The organism is Janthinobacterium sp. GW460-12-1-14-LB5 (genome assembly GCF_059423585.1).
On the sequence record NZ_JBWKYD010000001.1, the window covers coordinates 266,832 to 290,298 of the forward strand.

The window sequence follows — 23,467 nt, forward strand, 5'->3', positions numbered from 1 at the left end:
GGAAGAAGATGATCATGGCTGTTTCTGTTTTGCCCAACCGCGCCAGGATGGCCGCGCTGGCCACCGCGCTGGCCCTGGCCGGCTGCGCCTCGCTGGCGCCGCCATATGCACCGCCGCCGCTGCCCGTGGCGGCGCAGTATCCGGAAACTGACGCTGCTGGCGCAAGCGCGCCCGACGTCGCCTGGCAAGCCTACTTTGCCGATCCGCGCCTGCAGGCGCTCATTGCGCAAGCGCTGGCCAGCAACCGCGATATCCGCATCGCCGCCCTGCGCGTGGAAGAGGCGCGCGCCGCGTATGGCATCCAGCGCGCGGAGCAGTTCCCCACCATCGCGCTGGGCGCCTCCGGCAGCCGCGCGCGCGTGCCGGCTGACCTGAGCCCGGCGGGGCGCGCCATGACGAGCGCGCAGTACCAGGCGGGCTTGAACGTGAGCGCCTGGGAACTCGATTTCTGGGGCAGGGTGCGTAGCCTGAAAGACAGCGCGCTGCAAACCCTGCTGGCCAGCGACGAGGCGCGCCGCGCCGTCGGCGTGGCCCTGGTGGCGCAGGTGGCCAATGGCTACCTGGGCTTGCGCGAACTCGACGAGCGCGTGGAACTGGCGCGCGCCACCGTCGACAGCCGGGCCGAATCGCTGCGCATCTTCACGCGCCGCTTCGAGGTGGGGGCGATTTCCAAGCTGGACCTGACGCAGGTAGAAACCTTGCTCAGCCAGGCCCTGTCGCTGTCGGCCCAGCTGGAGCAGGCGCGCGCCGTGCAGGCGCACGCGCTGGCCCAACTGGTGGGCGGCCCGGTCGACCTGACGCCGGTGGCTGGCGAGGTGCGCCGCTTCGACGATGCCAGCGTGCTGCAGCCGCTGCATGCGGGCCTGCCCTCGGCTTTACTTACGCAGCGTCCCGACCTGATGGCGGCCGAGCACCAGCTGCGCGCCGCGCACGCCAATATCGGCGCCGCGCGCGCCGCCTTCTTCCCCACCATTTCGCTGACGGCCGGCTATGGCACGGCCAGCGCGGAATTGAGCGGCCTGTTCGACTCGGGCAGCGGCGCCTGGAATTTCGCGCCGCGCCTGGTGCTGCCGATCTTTGACGCGGGCCGCATCCGCGCCAATATGGATCTGGCCGAGGTACGCCGCGACGTGGCCGTGGCCAATTATGAAATGAGCGTGCAGGGCGCCTTCCGCGAAGTGGCTGACGCGCTGTCGAACCGGCGCTGGCTGGCGCTGCAGGTCGATATCGGCAAGACCACGCTGGCGGCGCAGAGCGAACGGGCGCGCCTGGCCAAGCTGCGCTATGACAATGGCGCCGCGCCCTACCTGGAAGTGCTCGATGCGCAGCGCGACCTCCTGACGGTCGAGCAGCAGCTGGTGCAGACGCGCCGCGCGCTGCTGTCCAGCCAGGTCAGCCTGTACGCGGCCCTGGGCGGCGGCGCACCCGCACCCGCCGCCGCTTCCACCCACTAATTTGATCGCCCCGATACCATGAATGCTCAACTGAAGAAAAAACTCATCCCCGCCGCGCTGGTCGTGGCCGTGCTCGTGCTGGGCTACGTGGCCTGGCAAAAAATGCGCCCCACGGGCCCTGGCGAAGGTTTTGTCAGCGGCAATGGCCGCATCGAGGCGACGGAAGTCGACGTCGCCACCAAGCTGGCCGGCCGGGTCAAGGAGATCCTCGTGCGCGAGGGCGACTTCGTCAAGGCGGGCCAGCCGCTGGCCACCATGCAGGTCGATTCGCTGACGGCCCAGCGCGACGAGGCGCGCGCGCGCCAGCAGCAGGCGTCCGACGCCGTGGTCGGCGCGCAGGCGCAAGTGGCCGTGCGCGAGAGCGACAAGGCCGCCGCGCTGGCCATCGTGGCGCAGCGCGAAAGCGAACTCGATGCAGCGCGCCGCCGCTTGGCCCGTTCCGAAACCCTGTCGAAGGAAGGCGCTTCCTCGGTGCAGGAACTCGACGACGACCGCGCCCGCGTGCGCAGCGTGGCCGCCGCCCTGAATGCGGCCAAGGCGCAGGTGACGGCGGCGCAGGCGGCCATCGATGCGGCAAAAGCACAGGTGGTCGGCTCGCGTTCGGCCGTGGTGGCCGCCGAAGCGACCACGGCGCGCATCGATTCCGACCTGGCCGATGGCCAGCTGACGGCGCCGCGCGACGGCCGCGTGCAATACCTGGTGGCGCAGCAGGGCGAAGTGCTGGCCGGCGGCGGCAAGGTGCTCAACCTGGTCGACCTGTCGGACGTCTACATGACCTTCTTCCTGCCCGAGACGGCGGCCGGCAAGGTGGCGATGGGCGGCGAAGTGCGCATCATCCTCGATGCGGCGCCCAATTACGTGATTCCGGCGACGATTTCGTTTGTCGCCGCCAGCGCGCAGTTCACGCCGAAGACGGTGGAAACGGCCAGCGAACGCCAGAAGCTGATGTTCCGCGTGAAGGCGCAGATCAGCCGCGAGCTGCTGCAAAAGCACCTGGCCCTGGTCAAAGTGGGTTTGCCCGGCGTGGCCTGGGTGCGCCTCGACGCGAAGCAGCCATGGCCCGCTGAACTGACGGCGAAGGTTCCGCAGTGAGCATGGACGTGACTTCCTTTGTCGTCCGCATCAAGGGCGTCAGCCAGCATTACGGCAAGACGGTGGCGCTCGACGGCGTCGACCTCGACGTGCCGGCCGGCCGCATGGTGGGCTTGATCGGCCCCGATGGCGTGGGCAAATCGAGCTTGCTGTCGCTGGTGGCCGGCGCACGCGCCGTGCAGCAGGGCAGCGTGATGGCGCTGGGCGGCGACATGCGCGATGCGCGCCACCGCGACGACGTCTGCCCGCGCATCGCCTACATGCCGCAAGGCCTGGGCAAGAATCTGTATCCGACCCTGTCGGTCGAGGAAAACCTGCAGTTTTTCGCGCGCCTGTTCGGCCACGACGCGGCCGAGCGCCGCCGCCGCATCGACCAGCTGACCCGCAGCACGGGCTTGCAGCCGTTCCTGGCGCGGCCGGCGGGCAAGCTGTCGGGCGGCATGAAGCAGAAGCTGGGCCTGTGCTGCGCCCTGATCCACGATCCCGACCTGCTCATTCTCGATGAACCGACCACCGGCGTCGATCCGCTGGCACGCGCCCAGTTCTGGGACCTGATCGCCGGCATCCGCGTGCAGCGCCCGCAAATGAGCGTGATGGTGGCCACCGCCTACATGGACGAGGCGCAGCGTTTCGACTGGCTCGTGGCCATGGATGACGGCAAGGTGCTCGATACGGGCACGCCGGCCGAACTGCTGGCGCGCACGCAAAGCGACAACCTGGAAGCGGCCTTCATCAAGCTGCTGCCCGAAGCCAAGCGCGCCGGCCACCAGCCGGTGGTCATCACGCCGCTGGACCCAGCCAGCGCGCAGGACGTTGCCATCGAGGCCAAAGACCTGACCATGCGCTTCGGCGATTTTACCGCCGTCGACCATGTGAATTTCCGCATCGGCCGCGGCGAGATCTTCGGCTTTCTGGGTTCGAACGGCTGCGGCAAGTCGACCACCATGAAGATGCTCACGGGTCTGCTGCCGGCCACGGAAGGCAAGGCCTGGCTGTTCGGCAAGGAGGTCGATTCCAACGACATCGATACGCGCCGCAGGGTCGGCTACATGTCGCAGGCATTCTCTCTGTACAGCGAACTGACGGTGCGCCAGAACCTGGTGCTGCACGCGCGCCTGTTCCACGTGCCGGAGGGCGAGATTCCGGCCAGGATCGACGAAATGGCGCAGCGCTTCGACCTGAGCGCCGTGATGGACGACTTGCCCGACAGCTTGCCGCTGGGCATACGCCAGCGCCTGTCGCTGGCCGTGGCCATGGTGCACAAGCCGGAAATGCTGATCCTCGACGAACCGACGTCCGGCGTCGACCCCATCGCGCGCGACAATTTCTGGCGCCTGATGATCGAACTGGCGCGGCGCGACCGCGTCACCATCTTCATTTCCACCCACTTCATGAACGAGGCCGAGCGCTGCGACCGCATCTCGCTGATGCACGCGGGTAAAGTGCTGGTCAGCGATGCGCCGGCCGAACTGGTGCGCAAGAAGGGCGCACTATCGCTGGAAGCGGCCTTCATCGCCTACCTGGAAGAGGCGGGCGGCGGCACTGCGCCGTCGACAGTGCAGGAAGCGCCGGCGTCCGTGCCGCAGGAAGCGGCACCGGCGCCGCAGCACCGGCGCAGCCGTTTCAGCCTGGGCCGCATGCTCAGCTACATGTGGCGCGAGGCGCTGGAACTGCGCCGCGACCCCGTGCGCCTGACCCTGGCGCTGGGCGGCTCCGTGCTGCTGCTGTTCGTCATCGGCTTCGGCATCAGCCTGGATGTCGAAGATCTCAGTTATGCCGTGCTTGACCACGACCAGACCACCTTGAGCCAGAATTACACGAACAACCTGGCCGGCTCGCGCTACTTCGTCGAGCGCCCGCCGCTGCGCGACTATGCCGATATCGACAAGCGCATGCGCAGCGGCGAGCTGTCGCTGGCCATCGAGATCCCGCCCGGCTTCGCGCGCGACGTGCAGCGCGGCGCGCCGGCGCAGGTGGGCGCGTGGATCGACGGCGCCATGCCGATGCGCGCCGAAACCGTGCAGGGCTACGTGCAGGGCATGCACCAGCTGTGGCTGGCCGACCAGGCCCTGCACCGCTACGGCATCACGATGAGCAATCCCGTCGCCATCCAGACGCGCTACCGCTACAACCCGGACGTGAAAAGCCTGCCCGCCATGGTGCCGGCCGTGATTCCCCTGCTGCTGCTGATGCTGCCGGCCATGCTGGCGGCGCTGTCCGTGGTGCGCGAAAAGGAACTCGGCTCCATTATCAACCTGTACGTGACGCCCGTCACGCGCCTGGAATTCTTGCTCGGCAAGCAGGTGCCGTACGTCGTGCTGGCCATGTTCAACTTCGTCCTCATGGCGCTGCTGGCGGTCACCGCCTTCGGCGTACCGATCAAGGGCAGCTTGCCGACCCTGATCGGCGCCACCTTCATCTTCAATATTTGCGCCACCGGCATCGGCCTGTTCGCCTCGACGTTTACGCGCAGCCAGATCGCGGCCCTGTTCGTGACCATGATCGGCACTATGATCCCGGCCATCCAGTTTTCCGGCCTGCTCAATCCCGTCTCGTCGATGGAAGGCGTGGGCAAGGCCATCGGCCTGATGTACCCGGCCACGCACATGCTCAATATCAGCCGCGGCGTATTCAACAAGGCGCTGGGCTTTGGCGACCTGCACGCCTCGTTCTGGCCCCTGCTCGTCGCCATTCCCGTGATCCTCGGCGTGACGGTGGCGCTGCTGAAGAAACAGGAGGGCTGACATGCGCCACCTTGAAAACATCTACCGCCTGGGCGTGAAGGAAATCTGGAGCCTGATCCGCGATCCGATGATGCTGATCCTGATCCTCTACACCTTCACCCTGGCCATCTACGTGGCCGCCACGGCCAAGCCGGAAACCTTGCACATGGCCTCGATCGCCATCGTCGACGAGGATGGCTCGCCCCTGTCCGGGCGCATCGCCTCGGCCTTCTTCCCGCCGCAATTCACGCCGCCGGCCATGATCAACCAGAGCCAAGTCGATGCGGGCCTCGATGCGGGCCGGTACACCTTCGTGCTGACGATCCCGCCCAAGCTGCAGGCCGACGTGCTGGGCGGGCGCCAGGCGGAACTGCAGCTGAACGTCGACGCCACGCGCATGAGCCAGGCCTTCAGCGGCAGCGGCTACATCCAGCAGATCGTCGCCGGTGAAATAGCCGAATTCGCCAAACGCTATCGGGGCGCGACCGTCTCGCCCGTGGATCTGGTGATGCGCGCGCGCTTCAATCCCTCGCTGAGCCAGGCGTGGTTTGGCTCGCTGATGGAGCTGATCAACCAGGTGACGATGCTGTCGATTATCCTCACGGGGGCGGCCCTGATCCGCGAACGCGAACATGGCACCATCGAGCACTTGCTGGTGATGCCCGTGACGCCGGCCGAGATCATGCTGGGCAAGGTCTGGTCGATGGGCCTGGTGGTGCTGCTGGCCGCCGCCCTGTCGCTGAACCTGGTGGTACGCGGCATGCTGCACGTGCCGATCGAAGGCTCGATCGCGCTGTTCCTGTGCGGCGCGGCGCTGCACCTGTTCGCCACCACCTCGATGGGGATTTTCCTCGCCACCGTGGCGCGCAGCATGCCGCAGTTCGGCATGCTGCTGATCCTCGTGCTGTTGCCGCTGCAGATGCTCTCGGGCGGCAGCACGCCGCGCGAAAGCATGCCTGAACTGGTGCAGAACATCATGCTGATCGCCCCGACCACGCATTTCGTCGAATTGAGCCAGGCGATCCTGTACCGCGGCGCCGGCATCGACGTGGTGTGGAAACCGTTCCTGGCCCTGCTGGCCATCGGCACGGCCCTGTTTACCTTCGCGCTGGCGCGCTTTCGCAAGACCATCAGCCAGATGGCGTAGCCCCGCGCCGGAATGGTCCGGCGTTTTTTGCATGAAAAGGATAGCCATGAAGATCGAAGCTGCACCATTTTTCTCCACCGGCGGCTTGCCGTCCCTGGGTATGCTGGGCGACTATGCGCGCGACTCCTGGCAGCGCATTGTGCTGTACGCGGACGTGATGCGCCGGCGCGGCAACCAGTACCAGGAACACCTGGCCGAGGAAGTGCCGAACGTGCTGGACTTCCCCGCCGAACTGGTGATGTCGGGCCTGGAGCTGGCGCGCCCCGTCAACTACGGCCTGGCGCGCATCCTGACGCCCGATGCGCCCGAGCCTGATCCATCGAAGCGCCCTTTTGTTGTCGTCGATCCGCGCGCCGGCCACGGTCCCGGCATCGGCGGCTTCAAGGCGGAAAGCGAGATCGGCGTGGCCCTGCGCGCCGGCCACCCGTGCTACTTCATCGGTTTCCTGCCCGATCCCGTGCCGGGACAGACGGTGGAAGACGTGATGCATGCGGAGGCGGCCTTCCTGGAAAAAGTCATCGCCCTGCATCCGCACAGCGAGGGCAAGCCCGTCGTTATCGGCAATTGCCAGGCGGGCTGGCAAATCCTCATGACGGCGGCCATGCGCCCGGAATTGTTCGGCCCCATCATTGTGGCCGGCGCGCCCGTGTCCTACTGGGCCGGCTGGCATGGCCGTAATCCGATGCGCTACGCGGGCGGCTTGATGGGCGGCAGCTGGGCCACGGCGCTGGCGGGCGACCTGGGCAACGGCCGCTTCGACGGCGCCAGCCTGGTGCAGAATTTCGAAAAACTGAACCCGGCCAACACCCTGTGGAGCAAGCAGTACAACCTGTACGCGAACATCGATACGGAAGCGCCGCGTTACCTGGAATTTGAAAAATACTGGGGCGGCCACGTGTTCCTCAACGACGTCGAGATGCAGTACATCGTCGACAATCTGTTCATCGGCAACCGCCTGGCCACGGCGGAATTGATCACTTCCGACGGCGTGCGGCTGGACTTGCGCAATATCCGTTCGCCCATCGTCGTGTTTTGCTCGAATGGTGACAACATTACGCCGCCGCCACAGGCCCTGGGCTGGATCACGGACCTGTACCGCGACGACAACGACGTGCTGATGCACGACCAGACCATCGTGTATGCCGTGCACGACAGCATCGGCCACCTGGGCATCTTCGTCTCGGCCAAGGTGGGGCACAAGGAACACCAGAAATTCGCCAGCAATATCGACCTGATCAACCTGCTGCCGGCCGGGATCTACGAAGCGAGGATTGTCGACAAGACGCCCGACACGCCGAACGCCGACCTGGCCAGCGGAGATTATGTGCTGCAGGTCGAGCACCGCGGCATCGAGGACGTGCGCGCCATCGTGCAGCCTAGTGTGGAAAACGACCGCAAGTTCGCCGCCGCCGCGCGCGTATCCGAGGTCAACCTGGCCTTGTACCGCACGTTTGCGCAGCCGTGGGTGCGCGCCATGGTCACGCCGCAGTCGGCGCGCTTCCTGCAGCTTGCGCATCCGCTGCGCGTGTCGTACGAGCGCTGGACCGATCACAATCCGCTGGCCAGGCTGGTCGCCAAGGAGGCGGAAAAGGTGCGCGCGCACCGCCAGCCGGTATCGCCCGACAACCCGCTGCTGGCCATGCAGGAAGCCGTCTCCGGCGCCATCACGGCCGGCTTGAACGGCTGGCGCGACTGGCGCGACATGCTGCAGGAAACCACCTTCGACCTGGTGTACGGCTCGCCCCTGGTGCAGGCGCTGACGGGACAGGCCATCGGCGACGCTACGCCGCCGCGCCCCCATCCCGGCATCTCGCCCGAGCATTGCGAATACGTGCGCTGCGAAACGCGCAAGATGGACGAGGACATGCAGCGGGGCGGCCTGGTGGAAGCGGCCGTGCGCGCGCTGTTCTACATCTACCGCTTCCGCATGATCGCCGATGAGCGCAGGGTCAACCTGGCCCTCAAATTGATCAAGCCGCAATACCGGCAGGAGGTCAGCATGGAGGAATTCCGCGGCATCGTGCGCCAGCAGGCGCGCCTGATGCTGCATGATTTCGATACCGCCATCGCCGCCTTGCCGGCCTTGCTGTCGCGCGCCGATCCGGACGACATCGGCGCGCTGGCCGAGTGGCTGCAGCAAGTGCTGCAAGTGCCGGAAGCGCCGACGCCGGACGAGGAAGCGAGCCTGCAGCAGATGCTGGACGTCTTCGACCGCGCGGTCAAGGCGCAGGCGAAGGCGCTGCCGCCGGACGCGCGCGCCTCCCATGCCGGATCCAAAGCCAAACCGGCCAAACACATTACCCCTGCCTAGAAGACCACGATGACTACTACCCAAGACGATGATCTGAATATCGTACGTAACCGCACCTTCGACCAGATCGCCATCGGCGACACCGCCAGCATCACGCGCACCCTGAGCATGGACGATATCGCCCTGTTCGCGGTGATGTCGGGCGATGACAACCCGCAGCACCTCGATACTGAATTTGCCGCCGCCACCCGCTACCAGGGCGTGATCGCGCACGGCATGTGGGGCGCGGCCCTCATTTCCGCCGTGCTGGGCACGCGCCTGCCCGGCGCCGGCACAGTCTACACGGGCCAGACCCTGCGCTTTTTGCAACCCGTGCGCGTGGGCGATACCTTGGCCATCAGCGTCACCGTCACGGCGCGCGAGCCGCGCAGCCGCCACGTGACCCTGGCGTGCCGCTGCGTCAACCAGCATGGCGCCGTGGTGCTCGACGGCGAAGCCCAGGTGATCGCGCCCGCCGAGCAGATCGAACGCCAGCGCGCCACCCTGCCCGAGGTACGCCTGCATAACGGCGACGGCACGCGGCGATTGCTGGAACATGCACGCACGCTGGGGCCGATCCGGGTCGCCGTGATCCATCCCTGCGATGAATTAAGCCTGTCGGGCGCGCTCGACGCCTATGCGGCCGGCCTGATCACGCCCGTGCTGGTGGCGCCGCGCGCGCGCCTGGAAGCGGTGGCGGCCGAAGCGGGCCTGAGCCTGGCCGGCATCGCCATCGAGGACGTCGAGCATAGCCATGCGGCCGCCGCGCGCGGCGCCGAACTGGCGGGCAAGGGTGAAGTGGAGGCGCTGATGAAGGGCAGCCTGCACACGGATGAACTGATGTCGGCCGTGCTGGCCGCCAGCGCCGGCCTGCGCACCAAGCGCCGCATCAGCCATTGTTTCCTGATGCAGACGCCCGCCTATCCGCGTCCTTTCATCATCACGGATGCGGCCATCAATATCGCGCCGAACCTGGCCATGAAGGCCGACATCGTGCGCAACGCCATCGACCTGGCGCACGTGATCGGCGTGGCTTGCCCGCGCGTGGCCATCCTGGCCGCCGTGGAAACGGTGAATGCAGACATGCCGGCGACTTTAGACGCGGCTGCCCTGTGCAAGATGGCCGACCGTGGCCAGATCACGGGGGCGATCCTTGACGGCCCGCTGGCCTTCGACAATGCCGTGTCGATCGCCGCCGCCACCGTCAAGGGCATCGTCTCGGAAGTGGCGGGCCGCGCCGATATTTTGCTGGTGCCGGACCTGGAAAGCGGCAACATGCTGGCCAAGCAGCTCGAATACATGGGCGACGCGGACAGCGCCGGCATCGTGCTGGGCGCGAAGATTCCCGTCATCCTCACCAGCCGCGCCGATTCGCGCGCCAGTCGCATCGCCTCGTGCGCCATCGCCGTGATGCTGGCCAACCATTACCGGAGCACGCCGCCATGAACGCAGCAGTCCAACATACGGATGGCACCCTGATCCTGGTGCTCAATTGCGGCTCGTCGAGCATCAAGTTCGCCCTGTTCGAGCAGGCGGGCGGCGTGCTGCCGCAGCAGGCGCAATGGAGCGGCAAGGTCGAAGGCATCGGCCGCGAAAACGCCACTTACCGCGCCGGCGGCCTGCCGGCGGTCGCCTTGCAGCTGGACCCGGAGCAGCCGCATCACGCGGCCCTCGAATACATCCGCGCGCAAGTGGTGGCGCAGCTGGACGGGCGTGCGCTGCGCGCCGTGGCGCACCGCGTGGTGCATGGCGGCAGCAAGTATTTCGCTCCCGTGCGCATCGATTTCACGGTGCTGGCGGACCTGAAAAGCTATGTGCCGCTGGCGCCCCTGCACCAGCCGTTCGCGCTGGAAGCGATCGAGGTGCTGCTTGAATCGCGCCCCGACATCGCCCAGGTGGCCTGCTTCGACACGGCCTTCCACCACACGGTGCCGCAGGTCGAGCAGATGCTTGCCCTGCCTTACGATGCGTGGGAGCGGGGCTTGCGCCGCTATGGTTTCCACGGCCTGTCGTATGAGTACCAGTCGCTGGTGCTGGAGCGGCGTTTTGGCGCCGTCGCGCGCGGCAAGGTCATCGTGGCCCACCTGGGCAGCGGCGCCAGCCTGTGCGCCATGGACAATTTGCACAGCGTGGCCACCACCATGGGCTTTTCCGCGCTCGACGGCCTGATGATGGGCACGCGCTGCGGTTCGCTCGATCCGGGCGCCGTCATCTACCTGATGGAAATCGAAAAGCTGTCGCTGGAAAAAGTGGCGCATGTGCTGTACCACGAGTCGGGCTTGCTGGGCGTGTCGGGCGTGTCGGCCGACCCGCCGGTCTTGCTGGCGCAACAGGACCGGCAGGATGCCACGGGCGAACGCATCCGCGCCGCGCTGGCCTTATATATCCGCCGCATCGTGCGCGAGATCGGCGCCCTGACGGCCGTGCTGGGCGGGCTGGACATGCTGGTGTTTACGGCCGGTATCGGCGAGCACAGCGCCGAACTGCGCCAGCGCATCTGCGCCGAGCTCGGTTTTATCGGCCCCGTGCTCGATGCCGACGCCAATGCGCGCAACGCCAGCCGTATCTCCACCGACGCCAGCCGCATCGTGGTGGGCGTGGAGCCGGCCAATGAAGAGTGGGTGGCGGCGCGCCACGCGGCCCTGGCCGTGGGCGCATGAGGATCTGACGCGTCCGGCCGCGCTCGATGGGAAATTTGCCGATTTGCACATATTTCTCGTTGAGTGCGCTAACGCACTGTGTGGTTTGCCAGTTATCTTTACTATGAAGTCATGCCATTGCGCTACATCAAGAAACAGCGCGATGCCTGGCAAATTTTGAACATTTTGCCCGCCTTTAGTAAGAATAAAATTAAACCATATTGAAAGGTCTCATCATGAACAAATTACTCGCCGCCCTGATCGCCACCCTGTTTGCTACCGCCGCCTTCGCTCAAACGGCGCCGGCCACGGAAGCTGTCGTGAAAGCCCAGGCTTCCGCGCAAAAAGACGTCAACAAGGCTGCCGCTTCGGAAGCCAAGGTCGATGCCAAGGCTGACGCCAATGTCGCCAAGGCCGAAATGAAGGCTGACGAAAAGAAAGCCGACGCCCAGCACAAGGCGAACAAAACCAAGGCCAAGGCCCATGACAAGGTCGTCCACGCCGATGCGGAAGACAAGCTGAAAGCGGAAGCCAAGGCAGACAAAACCGACGCCAAGGCCGATGCGAAAGCCACCAAGGCTGCCGTGAAAGCGAACGCCAAGGTCGCCAAGGAAAAAGTGGAAGCGAACGCCGACAAAGCCCTCGCCGCCACCAAGACGGAAGAAGCCAAGGCCAAGGCCGACGCTGAAGTCAAGGCCGCCGCCGCCAAGTAATTCCCCGTTTGCGGGCCACGGCCTGCAAATCCCAAAGACAGCTTCGGCTGTCTTTTTTTTGTCTGCCACTTTTTTTGGGCACCGCTTGCCAGTCTTGATCTGGCACAAATGCTGTTCTTTTCGCCGTGCCATAGTGAATTGGCAAACAGACGAAGGAGACATCATGAGCACCGCTAAAACGAAAAAATCACCGGCCACCGGTTCGGCTGAAGGCGCGCCGGCCATGCAATCCATGCCGGTCGAGGGCGACGTGCATGCCGGCACTGATGCGGCCGGCGCCAACGCCATGCCGGGGCCGCGCCTGGGCATGTCGTACGCGGATCAGGCGTCGCTCACCCAGGGCGCGGCCGCAGTGCATGCCGGCGACATGCCGGGCGGCGCCATGCAGCAGGCATCGCAAGGCATGGCGGGCGCCAGTTGCATGCACGTGGGCGATGGCGGCGGCATGGGGGGCGACCGCGATGGCGGGGGCGGTGCAGGCGGCATGGGCGGCGACGGCGACGGCGGCGGCCAGGGCGGCGGTACGCCGCAGGTGCGCACCTGCGCCACGATGGATGTGCATCGCCGCCTGCTGACGGAAGATCCGTCCTATGCGAACATCCGCGCCGATATTGAAAACCAGGCTGGCATGTACGAGGGGGCCGGCAGCAGCGCCGGACGTTCCGGCGTGACGCAGATACCGGTGGTCGTGCACGTGGTGTGGAATACGGCCGCGCAGAATATTTCGGATGCGCAGATCGCCAGCCAGATCGATGTGCTCAACCGTGACTTCCGCCGCGTCAATCCCGACGTGAACAGCACGCCGGCGCCGTTCCTGCCGCTGACGGCCGATGCGCGCGTGGAGTTCGCGCTGGCCACGATCGATCCGCATGGCGCGGCCACCAGTGGCATCGAGCGGCGCCAGACGACGGTGGCCTCATTTGGCGCGGACGATGCCGTCAAGTCGCAGGCGACGGGTGGCATGGATGCCTGGCCTGCCGACAGCTACCTGAATATCTGGGTGTGCCAGCTCGGCGGCGGCTTGCTCGGCTATGCGCAATTTCCCGGCGGCCCGGCCGCCACCGACGGCGTGGTGATCCTGCAATCGGCCTTCGGCACGACCGGCACGGCGGCGCCGCCCTTCCACCTGGGGCGCACCGCCACGCACGAAATCGGCCACTGGCTGAACCTGAACCATATCTGGGGCGATGACGGCACCGGCTGCTCGGGCACGGACAACGTGGCCGACACGCCGAACCAGGGCGGGCCGAACACGGGTCAGCCCTCGTTCCCCCACATTTCTTGCAGTAACGGGCCGAATGGCGACATGTTCATGAACTACATGGATTATGTGGACGACCCCGCCATGTTCATGTTCACGGCGGGCCAGGTGGCGCGCATGCAGGCCTGTCTCGATGGTCCGCGCGCCAGCATCGGCACGGGGACGGGCGGCACGGGCGCCACGCCGCGCCAGAGCTCTTCCCCTGTCGTGGCCTGGGGCGCGAACCGCCTCGACGTCTTCGTGCTGGGCACGGACCGCGCGCTGTACCACAAGGCCTGGAACGGCACGGCCTGGGCGCCGTCCGTCACCGGTTACGAGGGGCAGGGCGGCATTTGCACCAGTGCGCCGCAGGTGGTGTCGTGGGGGCCGAACCGGCTTGACGTGTTCGTCACTGGCACCGACAGCGGCTTGTTCCACAAATGGTGGAACGGCACGGCGTGGGGTCCGTCCCTGACGGGCTATGAAGTGATGGGCGGCTTGTGCGTGGGCGACCCGCGCGCCGTGGCCTGGGGCCCGAACCGCCTTGACGTGTTTGTCGTCGGCACGGACCGGGCCCTGTACCATAAGTGGTGGAACGGGGCCGCCTGGGGGCCGTCGCTGACGGGGTACGAAGCCATGGGCGGCATCTGCCTGGGCCAGCCGGAAGCTGTGGCGTGGGGACCGAACCGCCTCGATGTCTTCGTCATCGGCACGGACCGGGCCCTGTATCACAAGTGGTGGAACGGCACGGCCTGGGGACCGTCGCTGACGGGCTACGAGCGCCTGGGCGGCATCTGCACCTCGTCGCCGAAGGCGGTGGCGTGGGGACCGAACCGCCTCGACGTTTTTGTGACGGGCACCGATGGCGCGCTGTATCATAAATGGTGGGATGGCGCGAAATGGGGCCCTTCCAACGATGGCTTCGAGCGCCTGGGCGGCATCTGCGTGGGCGAGGTGGAAGCCGTGTCGTGGGCGGCCAACCGGCTCGATCTGTTCGTCATCGGCACGGACAGCGCCCTGTACCACAAGGCGTGGAATGGATCGGCCTGGTCGCCATCCGTGACGGGGTTTGAAAACCTGGGCGGCATCTGCACCTCGCGTCCGCGCGCCACGGCATGGGCGCCGAACCGCCTCGACGTGTTTGTCACGGGTACGAATGGGGCTCTGTTCCACAAGGCGTGGAACGGCACGGCCTGGTCACCGTCCGTGAGCGGCTATGAAAGCCTGGGCGGCGTGGTATCGTGTTTCTGACGTCAATATATTAAACGGGAGGCGGCATGCACGGCATGACGATGGCTTTGCCCAGCGGTAGCTGGACGCACTCCTTCGAGGAGGATGCAGACGGTATCGAGGTGTACCGGCCCACGGCCACCTTCGCCTTTCCTCCCAGCCGCAAGGGCCGCAAGGTGCTCGAATTCGGCGCACCCGCCGGCGCCATGGCGCAAGGGGAGGTGACATTGACGTCGATGGCACCCGGTCCCGACGATCGTCCCCGCGCCGGTTTTGTCTCCCGGCTGGTGCCCCTGGGCATGGGCCGCTATGCGCTCAGTGATGCCAGCGGGGCACAGGACGTGATCGACATCGTCGAAGCGACACCCGACGTGCTGCGCCTGGCGCGGCATTAAGGCTGGCCGCGCAGCTTGTGCGCGAGCGCCGTGCGGTTGCCCACGCCCAGTTTCTGGTAAATCGCATGCAGCTGGTTGCGCACGGTGGCAGGCGACTTGCCCAGTTCCCTGGCGATGCTTTTGTACGGCAAGCCTTCGGCCGCCATGGCCGCCACCAGTCTTTCTGCCGGCGTCAGGCGCTGCATGGCAGCCTGCCTGAAACGTTGTTTGTCATCCTTGCTCTCCTGTTCGTGGGCGGCATGCCTACAGGGATAACGGGAGCACGGCGCATATCTGTAAAATTATTTTCGCCTGCCGCCGTCAGGTGCGATGGGCGAAAAAAAAGACAGGCGAACCTGTCTTTTCGTAGGAATCGATGGCGCTTAGCCGATGGCTACCATGGACACCGGTTTCAGCTTGGCCGCCAGCGCCTTGCCCTTCTTGGCGCGCTTGCCGAAGTGCTCGGCCAGGGCCGTGGCGCCCAGCGACGCATCCTGCGGTTTCGACGCGCGGCCGATGCCCGAGACCACCAGGCCGCGCTGCGTGATCGGCTGCACTGCCAGCAGCTTGTCCTTGGCATCGAGGTCGATCAGCTTGACGCCGGTGCCGCCCTTGGACAGGGTTTTCATTTCATCGAGGCCGAACACCAGCAGGCGCGCGCCTTCCGTCAAACAGGCCAGGGCGCTGGCCGCCTCGGAGATGACTTTCGGCGCCAAAGGCACGTCGCCATCGTCCAGGGTGATGAAGGCCTTGCCGCCTTTCAAGCGGCTCGTCATGTCGCCCGCCTTGGCAATGAAACCGTAGCCGGCGCTCGACGCCAGCAGCAAATTGGTGGCGCCATTGCCCGCGAAGTAGTGCAGGATGCGCACGGCGTTGCCCGGCGTACCGCCGCTCAGGTCGCACAAGGTCGTGATTGGCACGCCGTCGCCGCGTGCGTTGGGCAGCGCCGAGACGGGCACCGAGTAGATCTTGCCGTTGTTGCCAAAGCCCAGCAGGGTGTCGACCGTGCGGCACTCGAAGGCGCCATGCAGGCTGTCGCCCGCCTTGAAGGTGAATTGCGCCGCATCGTGGCCGATGCCGGTGCGTGCGCGCACCCAGCCTTTTTCCGAAATGATGACGGTGACCGGTTCATCGACCACTTTTTGTTCCGCCACGGCTTTTTGCGCTTCCTCGATCAGGGTCCGGCGCGCATCGCCAAACTGCTTGGCGTCCGCTTCGATTTCGCGGATGATGGCGCGCTTCATCGAACCCGGGTTGTCGAGCAGGTCTTGCAGCGACTTTTCTTCCTTGCGCAGTTCGGCCAGTTCCTGCTGGATCTTGATCGTTTCCAGGCGCGCCAGCTGGCGCAAGCGGATTTCCAGGATATCGTCGGCCTGGCGTTCGGACAGCTTGAACGCCTCGATCAGGGCCGCCTTCGGTTCATCCGAATTGCGGATGATCTGGATCACCTTGTCGATATTGAGCAGGATCGCCTCGCGTCCTTCCAGGATATGGATACGGTCCTTGACCTTGCCCAGTTTGTAGCCGGTGCGGCGCGTGACAGTTTTGAAGCGGAAATCGATCCACTCGCGCAGGATGTCGCCCAGCCCTTTCTGGCGCGGGCGGCCGTCGCCGCCGATCATCACCAGATTGATCGACGTCGACGATTCCAGCGAGGTGTGCGCCAGCAGCATCAGCATGAATTCCGTCTGGTCCTGGTTCTTCGACTTCGGTTCGAACACGAGGCGCACGGGCGCGGCGCGGCCCGATTCGTCGCGGATGGTGTCGAGCGAATTGAGGATCAGCGCCTTCAGGGCCACCTGGTCCGGCGACAGCGCCTTCTTGCCCAGCTTGATCTTTGGATTCGTCAGTTCCTCGATTTCTTCCAGCACCTTTTGCGAGGAGGTGCCCGGCGGCAGTTCCGTCACCACGGCTTGCCACTGGCCGCGCGCCAGCTCTTCGATCTTCCAGCGTGCGCGCACCTTCATGCTGCCGCGGCCGCTCGCATACATGTCCTGGATCTGCGAGGGCGGCGTGATGATCTGGCCGCCGCCGGGGAAATCGGGGCCGGGCATGATGGCCATCAGCTCGGCGTGCGTCATCTTCGGATCGCGGATCATGGCGACGGCCGCTTTCGCCACTTCGGCCAGGTTGTGCGACGGGATTTCCGTCGCCAGGCCCACGGCGATGCCGGAAGCGCCATTGAGCAGCACCATCGGCAGGCGGGCCGGCAGCAGCTTCGGCTCTTCCGTCGAGCCGTCGTAGTTGGGCTGGAAGTCCACGGTGCCCATGCCGATTTCATCCATCAGCAGCTTGGCGATCGGCGTCAGGCGCGCTTCCGTGTAACGCATGGCCGCGGCGCCATCGCCATCGCGCGAGCCGAAGTTGCCCTGGCCATCGATCAGCGGGTAGCGCAAGGAAAAGTCCTGCGCCATGCGCACCAGCGCGTCGTACACGGACTGGTCGCCATGCGGATGCAGTTTACCCAGCACGTCGCCGACCACGGCCGCCGATTTGCGCGGCTTCGCCGTGGAATTGAGTCCCAGCTCATTCATCGCATACAGGATGCGGCGCTGCACGGGCTTCTGGCCGTCGCATACGTCGGGCAGGGCGCGGCCCTTGACGACGGAGATGGCGTAATCGAGATAGGCGCGCTCGGCAAAGGTGGACAGGGTCAGCGCTTCGCCGTCGAATACCGGTTCATCCGGCTCGATCGGCTCAGGCTGGGCATCGTCAAATAAATTGGTTTGTGTGGACATGGCGCTTGTTTCGGTGTTAAGTGGTTGCGGTTGAATTCATGGGGGCGATTATGACAGCCCGGATTTGGAGAAGGATTTGCCATAGGTCTTGTAGATGTAGCACATGGTGAAATACAGCACGGCCAGGGTCAGCTCCACGCTGTTGTGCATCATTTGCATGGCGCGGATGGCCGGGGCGTGGCCGGCCAGCACGACGCTGGCGAGGGACGGCACCAGCACCACTGGCCAGATCGTCTTCCATTTGAAATCGGTGGGGGAAAACAGCAGGCCGGCACACGACCAGGCATACAGCGCGGCGCCCACGAGGACGGCCGGCAACTGCTGCACGTACAGCAAGGACAGCAGGCCCGCGCAGCCGATCAGCCATGCCGCGCGCAGGCGGGGCAAGAGCGCCTCCGGCCAGCCGCAATCGCCATACAGGCCGGTGGCGCTGCGCAGGGCCAGCGCCGCCAGGCAAAACATCAATGGCATGGCTTCGCCGATGGCCAGCGCCGACTGGCCCTTGCCGCTCATGAACATGGCGGCGAACAGCGACAAGCCCAGGACCAGGAGCAGCAGCATGCCATGCAGCAGCTGGCGGTTCATCGCATACGCGAGCAGGGCCGACGCGCACAAGCCGCCCGCGGTGACGAGGCGCATGGTGTCGCTGCGTTCTGGCAGGAACAGCATCAGCGCCAGCAGCAGATAGGGCACGATCCAGCCCAGCTGCCGCAAGCCGGGCCGCTGCCACAGCACGGGCAGGCGGTCCTGCAGCGCTTCCTGCAGCGAGTCGAGCCGCGCGAACAGGGGGGCCGGCCAGCGCAAGGCATGCATGGCCAGCAGGGAAAAGGCCAGCGCCTGGAAGCCGAGCAGGCTGGCATGGGCGGCCGCGTCGCCGAGTTTGAAGCCAGCCGCGTCGAGCACGCCCGCGAGCATGAAGTGCAGCACGAAGCCCAGGCCGCACGAAGCGAGCGCCGTCTGCTTGAAGTAGCGCTTTGCATGCACGGCGTGTTCCCACCGCTCGAACAGGTCCGTATCGAGCTTGTAGGCCAGCATCTCGCCGTGCTGCCAGCGTATCGTGTGCAGCAGCTCGCGCAGCTGCAGCGTGAATTTTCGGTCGAACAGCTGGCGCGCGTAGGCGCTTGGCGCCTGCTGCGACATGATGCAGTCCAGGCCGGGATAGCTGTCGCGGTTGTCGCTGAAATGGGCGAACGAGCGGTCCGCCCGGTAGCGCTGCACGGCGCTGCGCACCAGGTCCGCATGGCTGCGCGCCAGGTAGGAAAAATCGTGGTCCCAGCCCAGCAGCTCGAACAGGGCCTGGCGCAGCGACAGGTCGTAGCCGGCGCTGGCGCAATAGTGCAGCGCGCACAGCTCGAATTCCTCGCGCACGTCGAGGTTGAGCATGGTGTCGTCTTGCAGCACGCGGGTCAGCACCTCGCCGGCATCCGCGTGCCGCGCCAGCGCCTGGCAGCCTTGCCAAAGGCTGGCCGCTTCCTGCGCCGGGTCGATGGCGACCACGCCCCATTGTTCCGGGGGCGGAGCCTGTTCCTGGGCAATGATGCCCCACAGTTCCGCAGGCGCTTCCTGCGCCGCCTCGTCGATGACGCCCCACAAGTCGGCCGGTTCCGCACGCGGCGCTTCTGGCGATTCCGCCGCTGCCGCTTCGGCCGCTGGCGGTTCCGGACATTCCTCGGCAAACAGGTGCGCATGGCGCAGCGCGTATTCATACGCTTCGCGCAGCTCCTGGAAGGCGGCCGGATCGTCCTCGGGACGCGTCACCTTCAGGCGCTTCGCGTACGCGCGCTTGAGGGCGCGCTCGTCGCCGGTCGGCTCCGTACCCAGGATATCCCACAGGCTGCGCTGTCCGTTGTGCATGCCGCCGTCCATTTACAGGAAGCTCTCGCTCTCGACCTGGCGCAACACCTCATCGAGCGCCTGGCGCGCCTTGCGGATGGTGTTCGGGTCCTGCGTTTCCAGCGCGGCCTGGAAATTGGCCGTGTGCGCCGCCAGGTACTGGCGCACGTCGCCCAGCGACTGTTCGTACAGGCGGTCGGCGCGCGTGACGAGGGTGCGGTTTTCCATCTGCTCGCGCGGGTGGATCTTCAGGTCGGCCAGTTCCGCAAAGCGCTGCTCGATCTGTTCCGGCGTCATCACGCCCGCATTGTCGCTGATGATCATCTTGTGGCGTTCCTGCGTTGCCAGCACCGTCACTTCCGCTTCCAGCACGCCGCTGACGTCGTAGGTGAAGCGCACGTCGATGCCGATCTCGCCCGCCTTTTTCGCGGGTATCGGGAAGCTGATCTTGCCCAGGAAGACGTTGTCGGCCACCAGGCGCGACTCGCCCTGGAAGATCGCCACGTTGATTTCCTTCTGGTTGTCGTGGATGGTGGTGATGTTTTCCGTGCGCGAGACGGGCACCACGGAATTGCGCTCGATGATGGGCAGGTAATGCCCGCCCTCATACTGGTTCGCGCCGACCTGGCGCGAAATCGAAATGCCCAGCGAGTACGGCGCCACGTCCGTCATGACCACTTCGTCGAGGGCTGCGTCGCGCATCTTCAGGCCAGCCTGCACGGCGGCGCCCAGCGCCACGGCTTCGTCCGGGTCCAGGTGGACGGCGGGGAAGCGGCCGAACATGCGCGAGACGAGTTTACGCACCAGCGGCATGCGCGTGGCACCGCCGGCCAGTACCACTTCATTCAATTCGGCCGCGCGGATGGTGGCGTCGCGCAGCGCGCGTTCCACGGGCAGGCGCAGGCGTGCCAGCAGCGGTTCGCACAGCTGCGCCAGCTTGTCTTCGCCGATCTCCCAGCTGTATTCCTGGTCCTGGTAGCGCGTGGCCATGCGCACGGACGGCTGCTCCGACAGCAATCGCTTGACGCGTTCGGCTTCATCGCGCAGCAGCTGCTGCTGGCGCGGGTCGAGCAGGCGGCTGCCGACGGCGCCGCGCAAGCCGCTGCCTTCCATGAAAGCGTCGACCAGCACGGTGACGAAGTCTTCGCCGCCCAGGAAATTGTCGCCGGCCGAGGCGCGCACTTCCATCACGCCTTCGAACAGTTCCAGGATCGACACGTCGAACGTGCCGCCGCCCAGGTCGAAGACGAGGAATTTGCTTTCCTGTTCCTTGTCGCGGATGCCGTAGGCCAGCGCGGCGGCCGTCGGTTCGTTGAGCAGGCGCTCCACGCGCAGGCCCGCCAGCTGGCCGGCGATGCGCGTGGCCTTGCGCTGCGCATCGCTGAAATACGCGGGCACGGTGATGATGGCTTCCTCGACCTGGTGGCCGAGGAAAGCTTCGGCATCTTCCTTCAGCGCGCGCAGCACCATCGACGACAGTTCTTCCGGGCGGAATTGCTGCGTGCCGAGGGTGATCTTCTTTTCGCTGCCCATGTAGCGCTTGAAGACGGCCGCCGTCAGCTGCGGGTGCGTCTGCAGGCGCTCGCGCGCGGCGCGGCCCACCAGCACGGTGCCGTCGTCGTCGATGCTCACGCACGACGGCGTCAGGTGTTCACCGAGCGCATTCGGGATGATGGAAGCCTTGCCGTCGCGCCAGATGGCGACCAGGCTGTTGGTGGTGCCCAGGTCGATGCCGATGATCATCAGATATCCGCCTCCGCCTCATTGCCGTGTTCCTCGATCCAGGCGCGGCGTCCGGCCGCTTCGCCCTTGCCCATCAACATATTGAAGCGGGAAGCCGAGGCCATGTGGTCGACTTCGCCGAGGGTGACGGGCAGCAGGCGGCGCGTGTCTGGGTTCATCGTCGTTTCCCACAGCTGCTCGGCGTTCATCTCGCCCAGGCCCTTGAAGCGGGAGATCGACCAGGCGCCCTGTTTCACGCCTTCCTTGCGCAGCTTGTCCTCGATGGCCAGCAGTTCGCCGTCGTCGAGCGCATAGATCTTCTGCATCGGCTTTTTGCCGCGCGCCGGTGCATCCACGCGGTACAAAGGCGGACGGGCGATGCAGATATGGCCCTTGTTGATCAGGACGGGGAAATGCTTGAAAAAGAGCGTCAGCAGCAGTACCTGGATGTGCGAGCCGTCCACGTCCGCATCGGACAGGATGCAGATCTTGCCGTAGCGCAGGCCCGACAGGTCGGGTGAGTCGCCCACGCTGTGCGGATCGACGCCGATGGCCACCGCGATGTCGTGGATCTCGTTATTGGCGAACAGGCGGTCGCGGTCCGTTTCCCACGAGTTCAACACCTTGCCGCGCAGGGGCAGGATCGCCTGGAATTCCTTGTCGCGGCCCATCTTGGCCGAACCGCCCGCCGAGTCGCCCTCGACGAGGAACAGTTCATTGCGCGTGATGTCCGACGATTCGCAGTCGGTCAACTTGCCCGGCAACACGGCCACGCCCGAGGATTTTTTCTTTTCCACTTTTTGCAGCGAACGCTGGCGCGACTGCGCCTGCTTGATCACGAGCTCGGCCAGCTTCTTGCCATAATCGACGTGCTGGTTCAGCCACAGTTCCAGCGGCGGCTTGGTGAAGGTCGAGACGAGGCGCACGGCATCGCGCGAATTGAGGCGTTCCTTGATCTGGCCCTGGAATTGCGGGTCCAGCACCTTGGCCGACAGCACGAACGAGGCGCGCGCGAACACGTCTTCCGGCAGAAGTTTCACGCCTTTGGGCAGCAGCGAGTGCATTTCGACGAAGTTTTTCACGGCGCCGAACAGACCGTCGCGCAAGCCCGATTCGTGCGTGCCGCCATTCGAGGTGGGAATCAGGTTGACGTACGATTCGCGCACGATGGCGCCTTCTTCCGTCCACGCCACGACCCAGGCCGCGCCTTCGCCTTCGGCAAAGCCTTCCGAGTCCGGGCCAGCGTATTGCGCGCCTTCGAACAGGGGAATCAGGGTTTCGCCATTCGATACCTGCGCCAGCGTTTCGGTCAGGTAGCCGCGCAAGCCCTCGGCGTACTGCCAGGTCTGCGTATCGCCCGTCTTCGCGTTGGTGAGCGTGACGGTGACGCCCGGCAGCAGCACGGCTTTCGAGCGCAGCAGGCGTTGCAGCTCCGTTTGCGAGATGTTGGGAGAATCAAAGTATTTTGCATCGGGCCAGGCCGTGACGCGCGTGCCGGATTTTTTCCCGTCGCGCGGGGCGGGGCGGGAACTCAGGGGCTCGATCACGTCGCCGTTGGCAAACACCATGTGGTGCAAGCCGTTGCCGTCGCTTTCCTTGCGCCAGACGGTGATTTCCAGGCGCGTCGACAGCGCATTCGTGACGGATACGCCGACGCCGTGCAAGCCGCCCGAGAACGCGTAGGCGCCGCCCGAACCCTTGTCGAACTTGCCGCCCGCGTGCAGCCGTGTAAACACGATTTCCACCGTCGGCACGCCTTCTTCCGGGTGCAGGCCGACGGGAATGCCGCGGCCATTGTCTTCGACGGTGATGCTGCCATCCGTGTTTTGCGTCACGGCGATATGCGTGCAATGACCACCCAGCGCCTCGTCGGAGGCATTGTCGATCACTTCCTGAATGATGTGCAGCGGATTTTCAGTGCGGGTGTACATCCCCGGGCGCTGCTTGACGGGTTCCAGTCCTTTCAGGACACGGATGGATGATTCGCTGTAGTCGGATGCTGGTTTTTTAGTGGCCATACGTGTTCAAGCTAAGTAAAGACAGTGGTTGGAACGCCAGGCCAGGGCACTGCGGGGCGCAATGACAGCGGCGGCGATAACTGTATGAATATACAGTATATTCCGTCCAGCGTCACTGGGGGAGGGCAGTGCGGCAGGCTTGGCGTCCTTGTGCGGACGCTCGCGCATTCTATCTTGTCCGGCGAGCAATAGCGCTACTCCAAGGCAACAACAGTGCGCCGCGCGCGTGGTTTTGCGCCAATTGTGATGGATTT

Annotated in this window: 15 protein-coding genes; 10 read left to right on the forward strand and 5 right to left on the reverse strand. The window is 65.7% G+C overall.

Going from position 1 to position 23,467, the window contains the following annotated elements:
• The first annotated feature begins 8 nt into the window (after positions 1–8).
• The 10 genes from AC07X6_RS01280 to AC07X6_RS01325 all read left to right on the forward strand — a co-directional run bounded on the left by AC07X6_RS01280 (position 9) and on the right by AC07X6_RS01325 (position 14,923).
• Positions 9–1,454: an efflux transporter outer membrane subunit gene (locus AC07X6_RS01280; protein WP_494789819.1), complete on the forward strand. Its 1,446-nt coding sequence runs from the start codon at positions 9–11 to the stop codon at positions 1,452–1,454.
• An 18-nt stretch (positions 1,455–1,472) separates the two neighbouring features.
• Positions 1,473–2,546, forward strand: a complete 1,074-nt coding sequence (locus AC07X6_RS01285) for an HlyD family secretion protein (RefSeq protein ID WP_494789820.1) — start codon at positions 1,473–1,475, stop codon at positions 2,544–2,546.
• Positions 2,547–2,548: 2 nt separating this feature from the next.
• Positions 2,549–5,290: a ribosome-associated ATPase/putative transporter RbbA gene (rbbA, locus tag AC07X6_RS01290; RefSeq protein ID WP_494789821.1), complete on the forward strand. Its 2,742-nt coding sequence runs from the start codon at positions 2,549–2,551 to the stop codon at positions 5,288–5,290.
• A gap of 1 nt (position 5,291) precedes the next feature.
• Positions 5,292–6,416 (forward strand): ABC transporter permease, encoded by a 1,125-nt coding sequence (locus AC07X6_RS01295; protein ID WP_230538938.1) that lies wholly within the window; start codon positions 5,292–5,294, stop codon positions 6,414–6,416.
• 100 nt (positions 6,417–6,516) lie between these two features.
• On the forward strand, positions 6,517–8,727 hold the full coding sequence (locus tag AC07X6_RS01300) for a DUF3141 domain-containing protein (protein WP_230539260.1): 2,211 nt from the start codon (positions 6,517–6,519) through the stop codon (positions 8,725–8,727).
• Between the two features lie 9 nt (positions 8,728–8,736).
• Positions 8,737–10,152: a bifunctional enoyl-CoA hydratase/phosphate acetyltransferase gene (locus AC07X6_RS01305; protein WP_494789822.1), complete on the forward strand. Its 1,416-nt coding sequence runs from the start codon at positions 8,737–8,739 to the stop codon at positions 10,150–10,152.
• A complete protein-coding gene (locus tag AC07X6_RS01310) occupies positions 10,149–11,366 on the forward strand; it encodes an acetate/propionate family kinase (protein WP_494789823.1) in 1,218 nt (405 codons plus the stop codon). Before AC07X6_RS01305 ends, AC07X6_RS01310 begins: the two co-directional genes overlap by 4 nt.
• Positions 11,367–11,581: 215 nt before the next feature.
• On the forward strand, positions 11,582–12,058 hold the full coding sequence (locus AC07X6_RS01315) for a hypothetical protein (RefSeq protein WP_230538935.1): 477 nt from the start codon (positions 11,582–11,584) through the stop codon (positions 12,056–12,058).
• Positions 12,059–12,221: 163 nt separating this feature from the next.
• The gene (locus AC07X6_RS01320; protein WP_494789824.1) at positions 12,222–14,549 is read left to right on the forward strand and encodes a DUF8189 domain-containing protein; all 2,328 of its coding nucleotides are present in this window, start codon (positions 12,222–12,224) and stop codon (positions 14,547–14,549) included.
• Positions 14,550–14,575: 26 nt separating this feature from the next.
• Entirely contained in the window at positions 14,576–14,923 is a 348-nt protein-coding gene (locus AC07X6_RS01325; protein WP_494789825.1) for a hypothetical protein, read from the forward strand.
• Here AC07X6_RS01325 and AC07X6_RS01330 read toward each other — a convergent pair.
• The 5 genes from AC07X6_RS01330 to AC07X6_RS01350 all read right to left on the reverse strand — a co-directional run bounded on the left by AC07X6_RS01330 (position 14,920) and on the right by AC07X6_RS01350 (position 23,213).
• Positions 14,920–15,108 carry a helix-turn-helix domain-containing protein gene (locus AC07X6_RS01330; RefSeq protein WP_035822224.1) on the reverse strand — a complete coding sequence of 63 codons (189 nt, stop codon included), beginning with the start codon at positions 15,106–15,108 and terminating at the stop codon, positions 14,920–14,922. The genes AC07X6_RS01325 and AC07X6_RS01330 overlap by 4 nt on opposite strands.
• 177 nt (positions 15,109–15,285) lie before the next feature.
• On the reverse strand, positions 15,286–17,640 hold the full coding sequence (gene parC, locus AC07X6_RS01335; RefSeq protein ID WP_494789826.1) for a DNA topoisomerase IV subunit A: 2,355 nt from the start codon (positions 17,638–17,640) through the stop codon (positions 15,286–15,288).
• A 48-nt stretch (positions 17,641–17,688) separates the two neighbouring features.
• On the reverse strand, positions 17,689–19,494 hold the full coding sequence (locus AC07X6_RS01340) for a hypothetical protein (RefSeq protein WP_494789827.1): 1,806 nt from the start codon (positions 19,492–19,494) through the stop codon (positions 17,689–17,691).
• 12 nt (positions 19,495–19,506) lie between these two features.
• Entirely contained in the window at positions 19,507–21,216 is a 1,710-nt protein-coding gene (locus tag AC07X6_RS01345; protein ID WP_494789828.1) for a molecular chaperone HscC, read from the reverse strand.
• Positions 21,216–23,213: a DNA topoisomerase IV subunit B gene (locus AC07X6_RS01350; protein ID WP_494789829.1), complete on the reverse strand. Its 1,998-nt coding sequence runs from the start codon at positions 23,211–23,213 to the stop codon at positions 21,216–21,218. Before AC07X6_RS01350 ends, AC07X6_RS01345 begins: the two co-directional genes overlap by 1 nt.
• Positions 23,214–23,467: the final 254 nt, after the last annotated feature.

Excerpts from the sequence above, each read along its gene's own strand:
- AC07X6_RS01280 (WP_494789819.1), top strand. The coding sequence starts at position 9 with ATGATCATGGCTGTTTCTGTTTTGCCCAACCGCGCCAGGATGGCCGCG.
- AC07X6_RS01285 (WP_494789820.1), top strand. The coding sequence starts at position 1,473 with ATGAATGCTCAACTGAAGAAAAAACTCATCCCCGCCGCGCTGGTCGTG.
- rbbA (WP_494789821.1), top strand. The coding sequence starts at position 2,549 with ATGGACGTGACTTCCTTTGTCGTCCGCATCAAGGGCGTCAGCCAGCAT.
- AC07X6_RS01295 (WP_230538938.1), top strand. The coding sequence starts at position 5,292 with ATGCGCCACCTTGAAAACATCTACCGCCTGGGCGTGAAGGAAATCTGG.
- AC07X6_RS01300 (WP_230539260.1), top strand. The coding sequence starts at position 6,517 with ATGCTGGGCGACTATGCGCGCGACTCCTGGCAGCGCATTGTGCTGTAC.
- AC07X6_RS01305 (WP_494789822.1), top strand. The coding sequence starts at position 8,737 with ATGACTACTACCCAAGACGATGATCTGAATATCGTACGTAACCGCACC.
- AC07X6_RS01310 (WP_494789823.1), top strand. The coding sequence starts at position 10,149 with ATGAACGCAGCAGTCCAACATACGGATGGCACCCTGATCCTGGTGCTC.
- AC07X6_RS01315 (WP_230538935.1), top strand. The coding sequence starts at position 11,582 with ATGAACAAATTACTCGCCGCCCTGATCGCCACCCTGTTTGCTACCGCC.
- AC07X6_RS01320 (WP_494789824.1), top strand. The coding sequence starts at position 12,222 with ATGAGCACCGCTAAAACGAAAAAATCACCGGCCACCGGTTCGGCTGAA.
- AC07X6_RS01325 (WP_494789825.1), top strand. The coding sequence starts at position 14,576 with ATGCACGGCATGACGATGGCTTTGCCCAGCGGTAGCTGGACGCACTCC.
- AC07X6_RS01330 (WP_035822224.1), bottom strand. The coding sequence starts at position 15,108 with ATGCAGCGCCTGACGCCGGCAGAAAGACTGGTGGCGGCCATGGCGGCC.
- parC (WP_494789826.1), bottom strand. The coding sequence starts at position 17,640 with ATGTCCACACAAACCAATTTATTTGACGATGCCCAGCCTGAGCCGATC.
- AC07X6_RS01340 (WP_494789827.1), bottom strand. The coding sequence starts at position 19,494 with ATGCACAACGGACAGCGCAGCCTGTGGGATATCCTGGGTACGGAGCCG.
- AC07X6_RS01345 (WP_494789828.1), bottom strand. The coding sequence starts at position 21,216 with ATGATCATCGGCATCGACCTGGGCACCACCAACAGCCTGGTCGCCATC.
- AC07X6_RS01350 (WP_494789829.1), bottom strand. The coding sequence starts at position 23,213 with ATGGCCACTAAAAAACCAGCATCCGACTACAGCGAATCATCCATCCGT.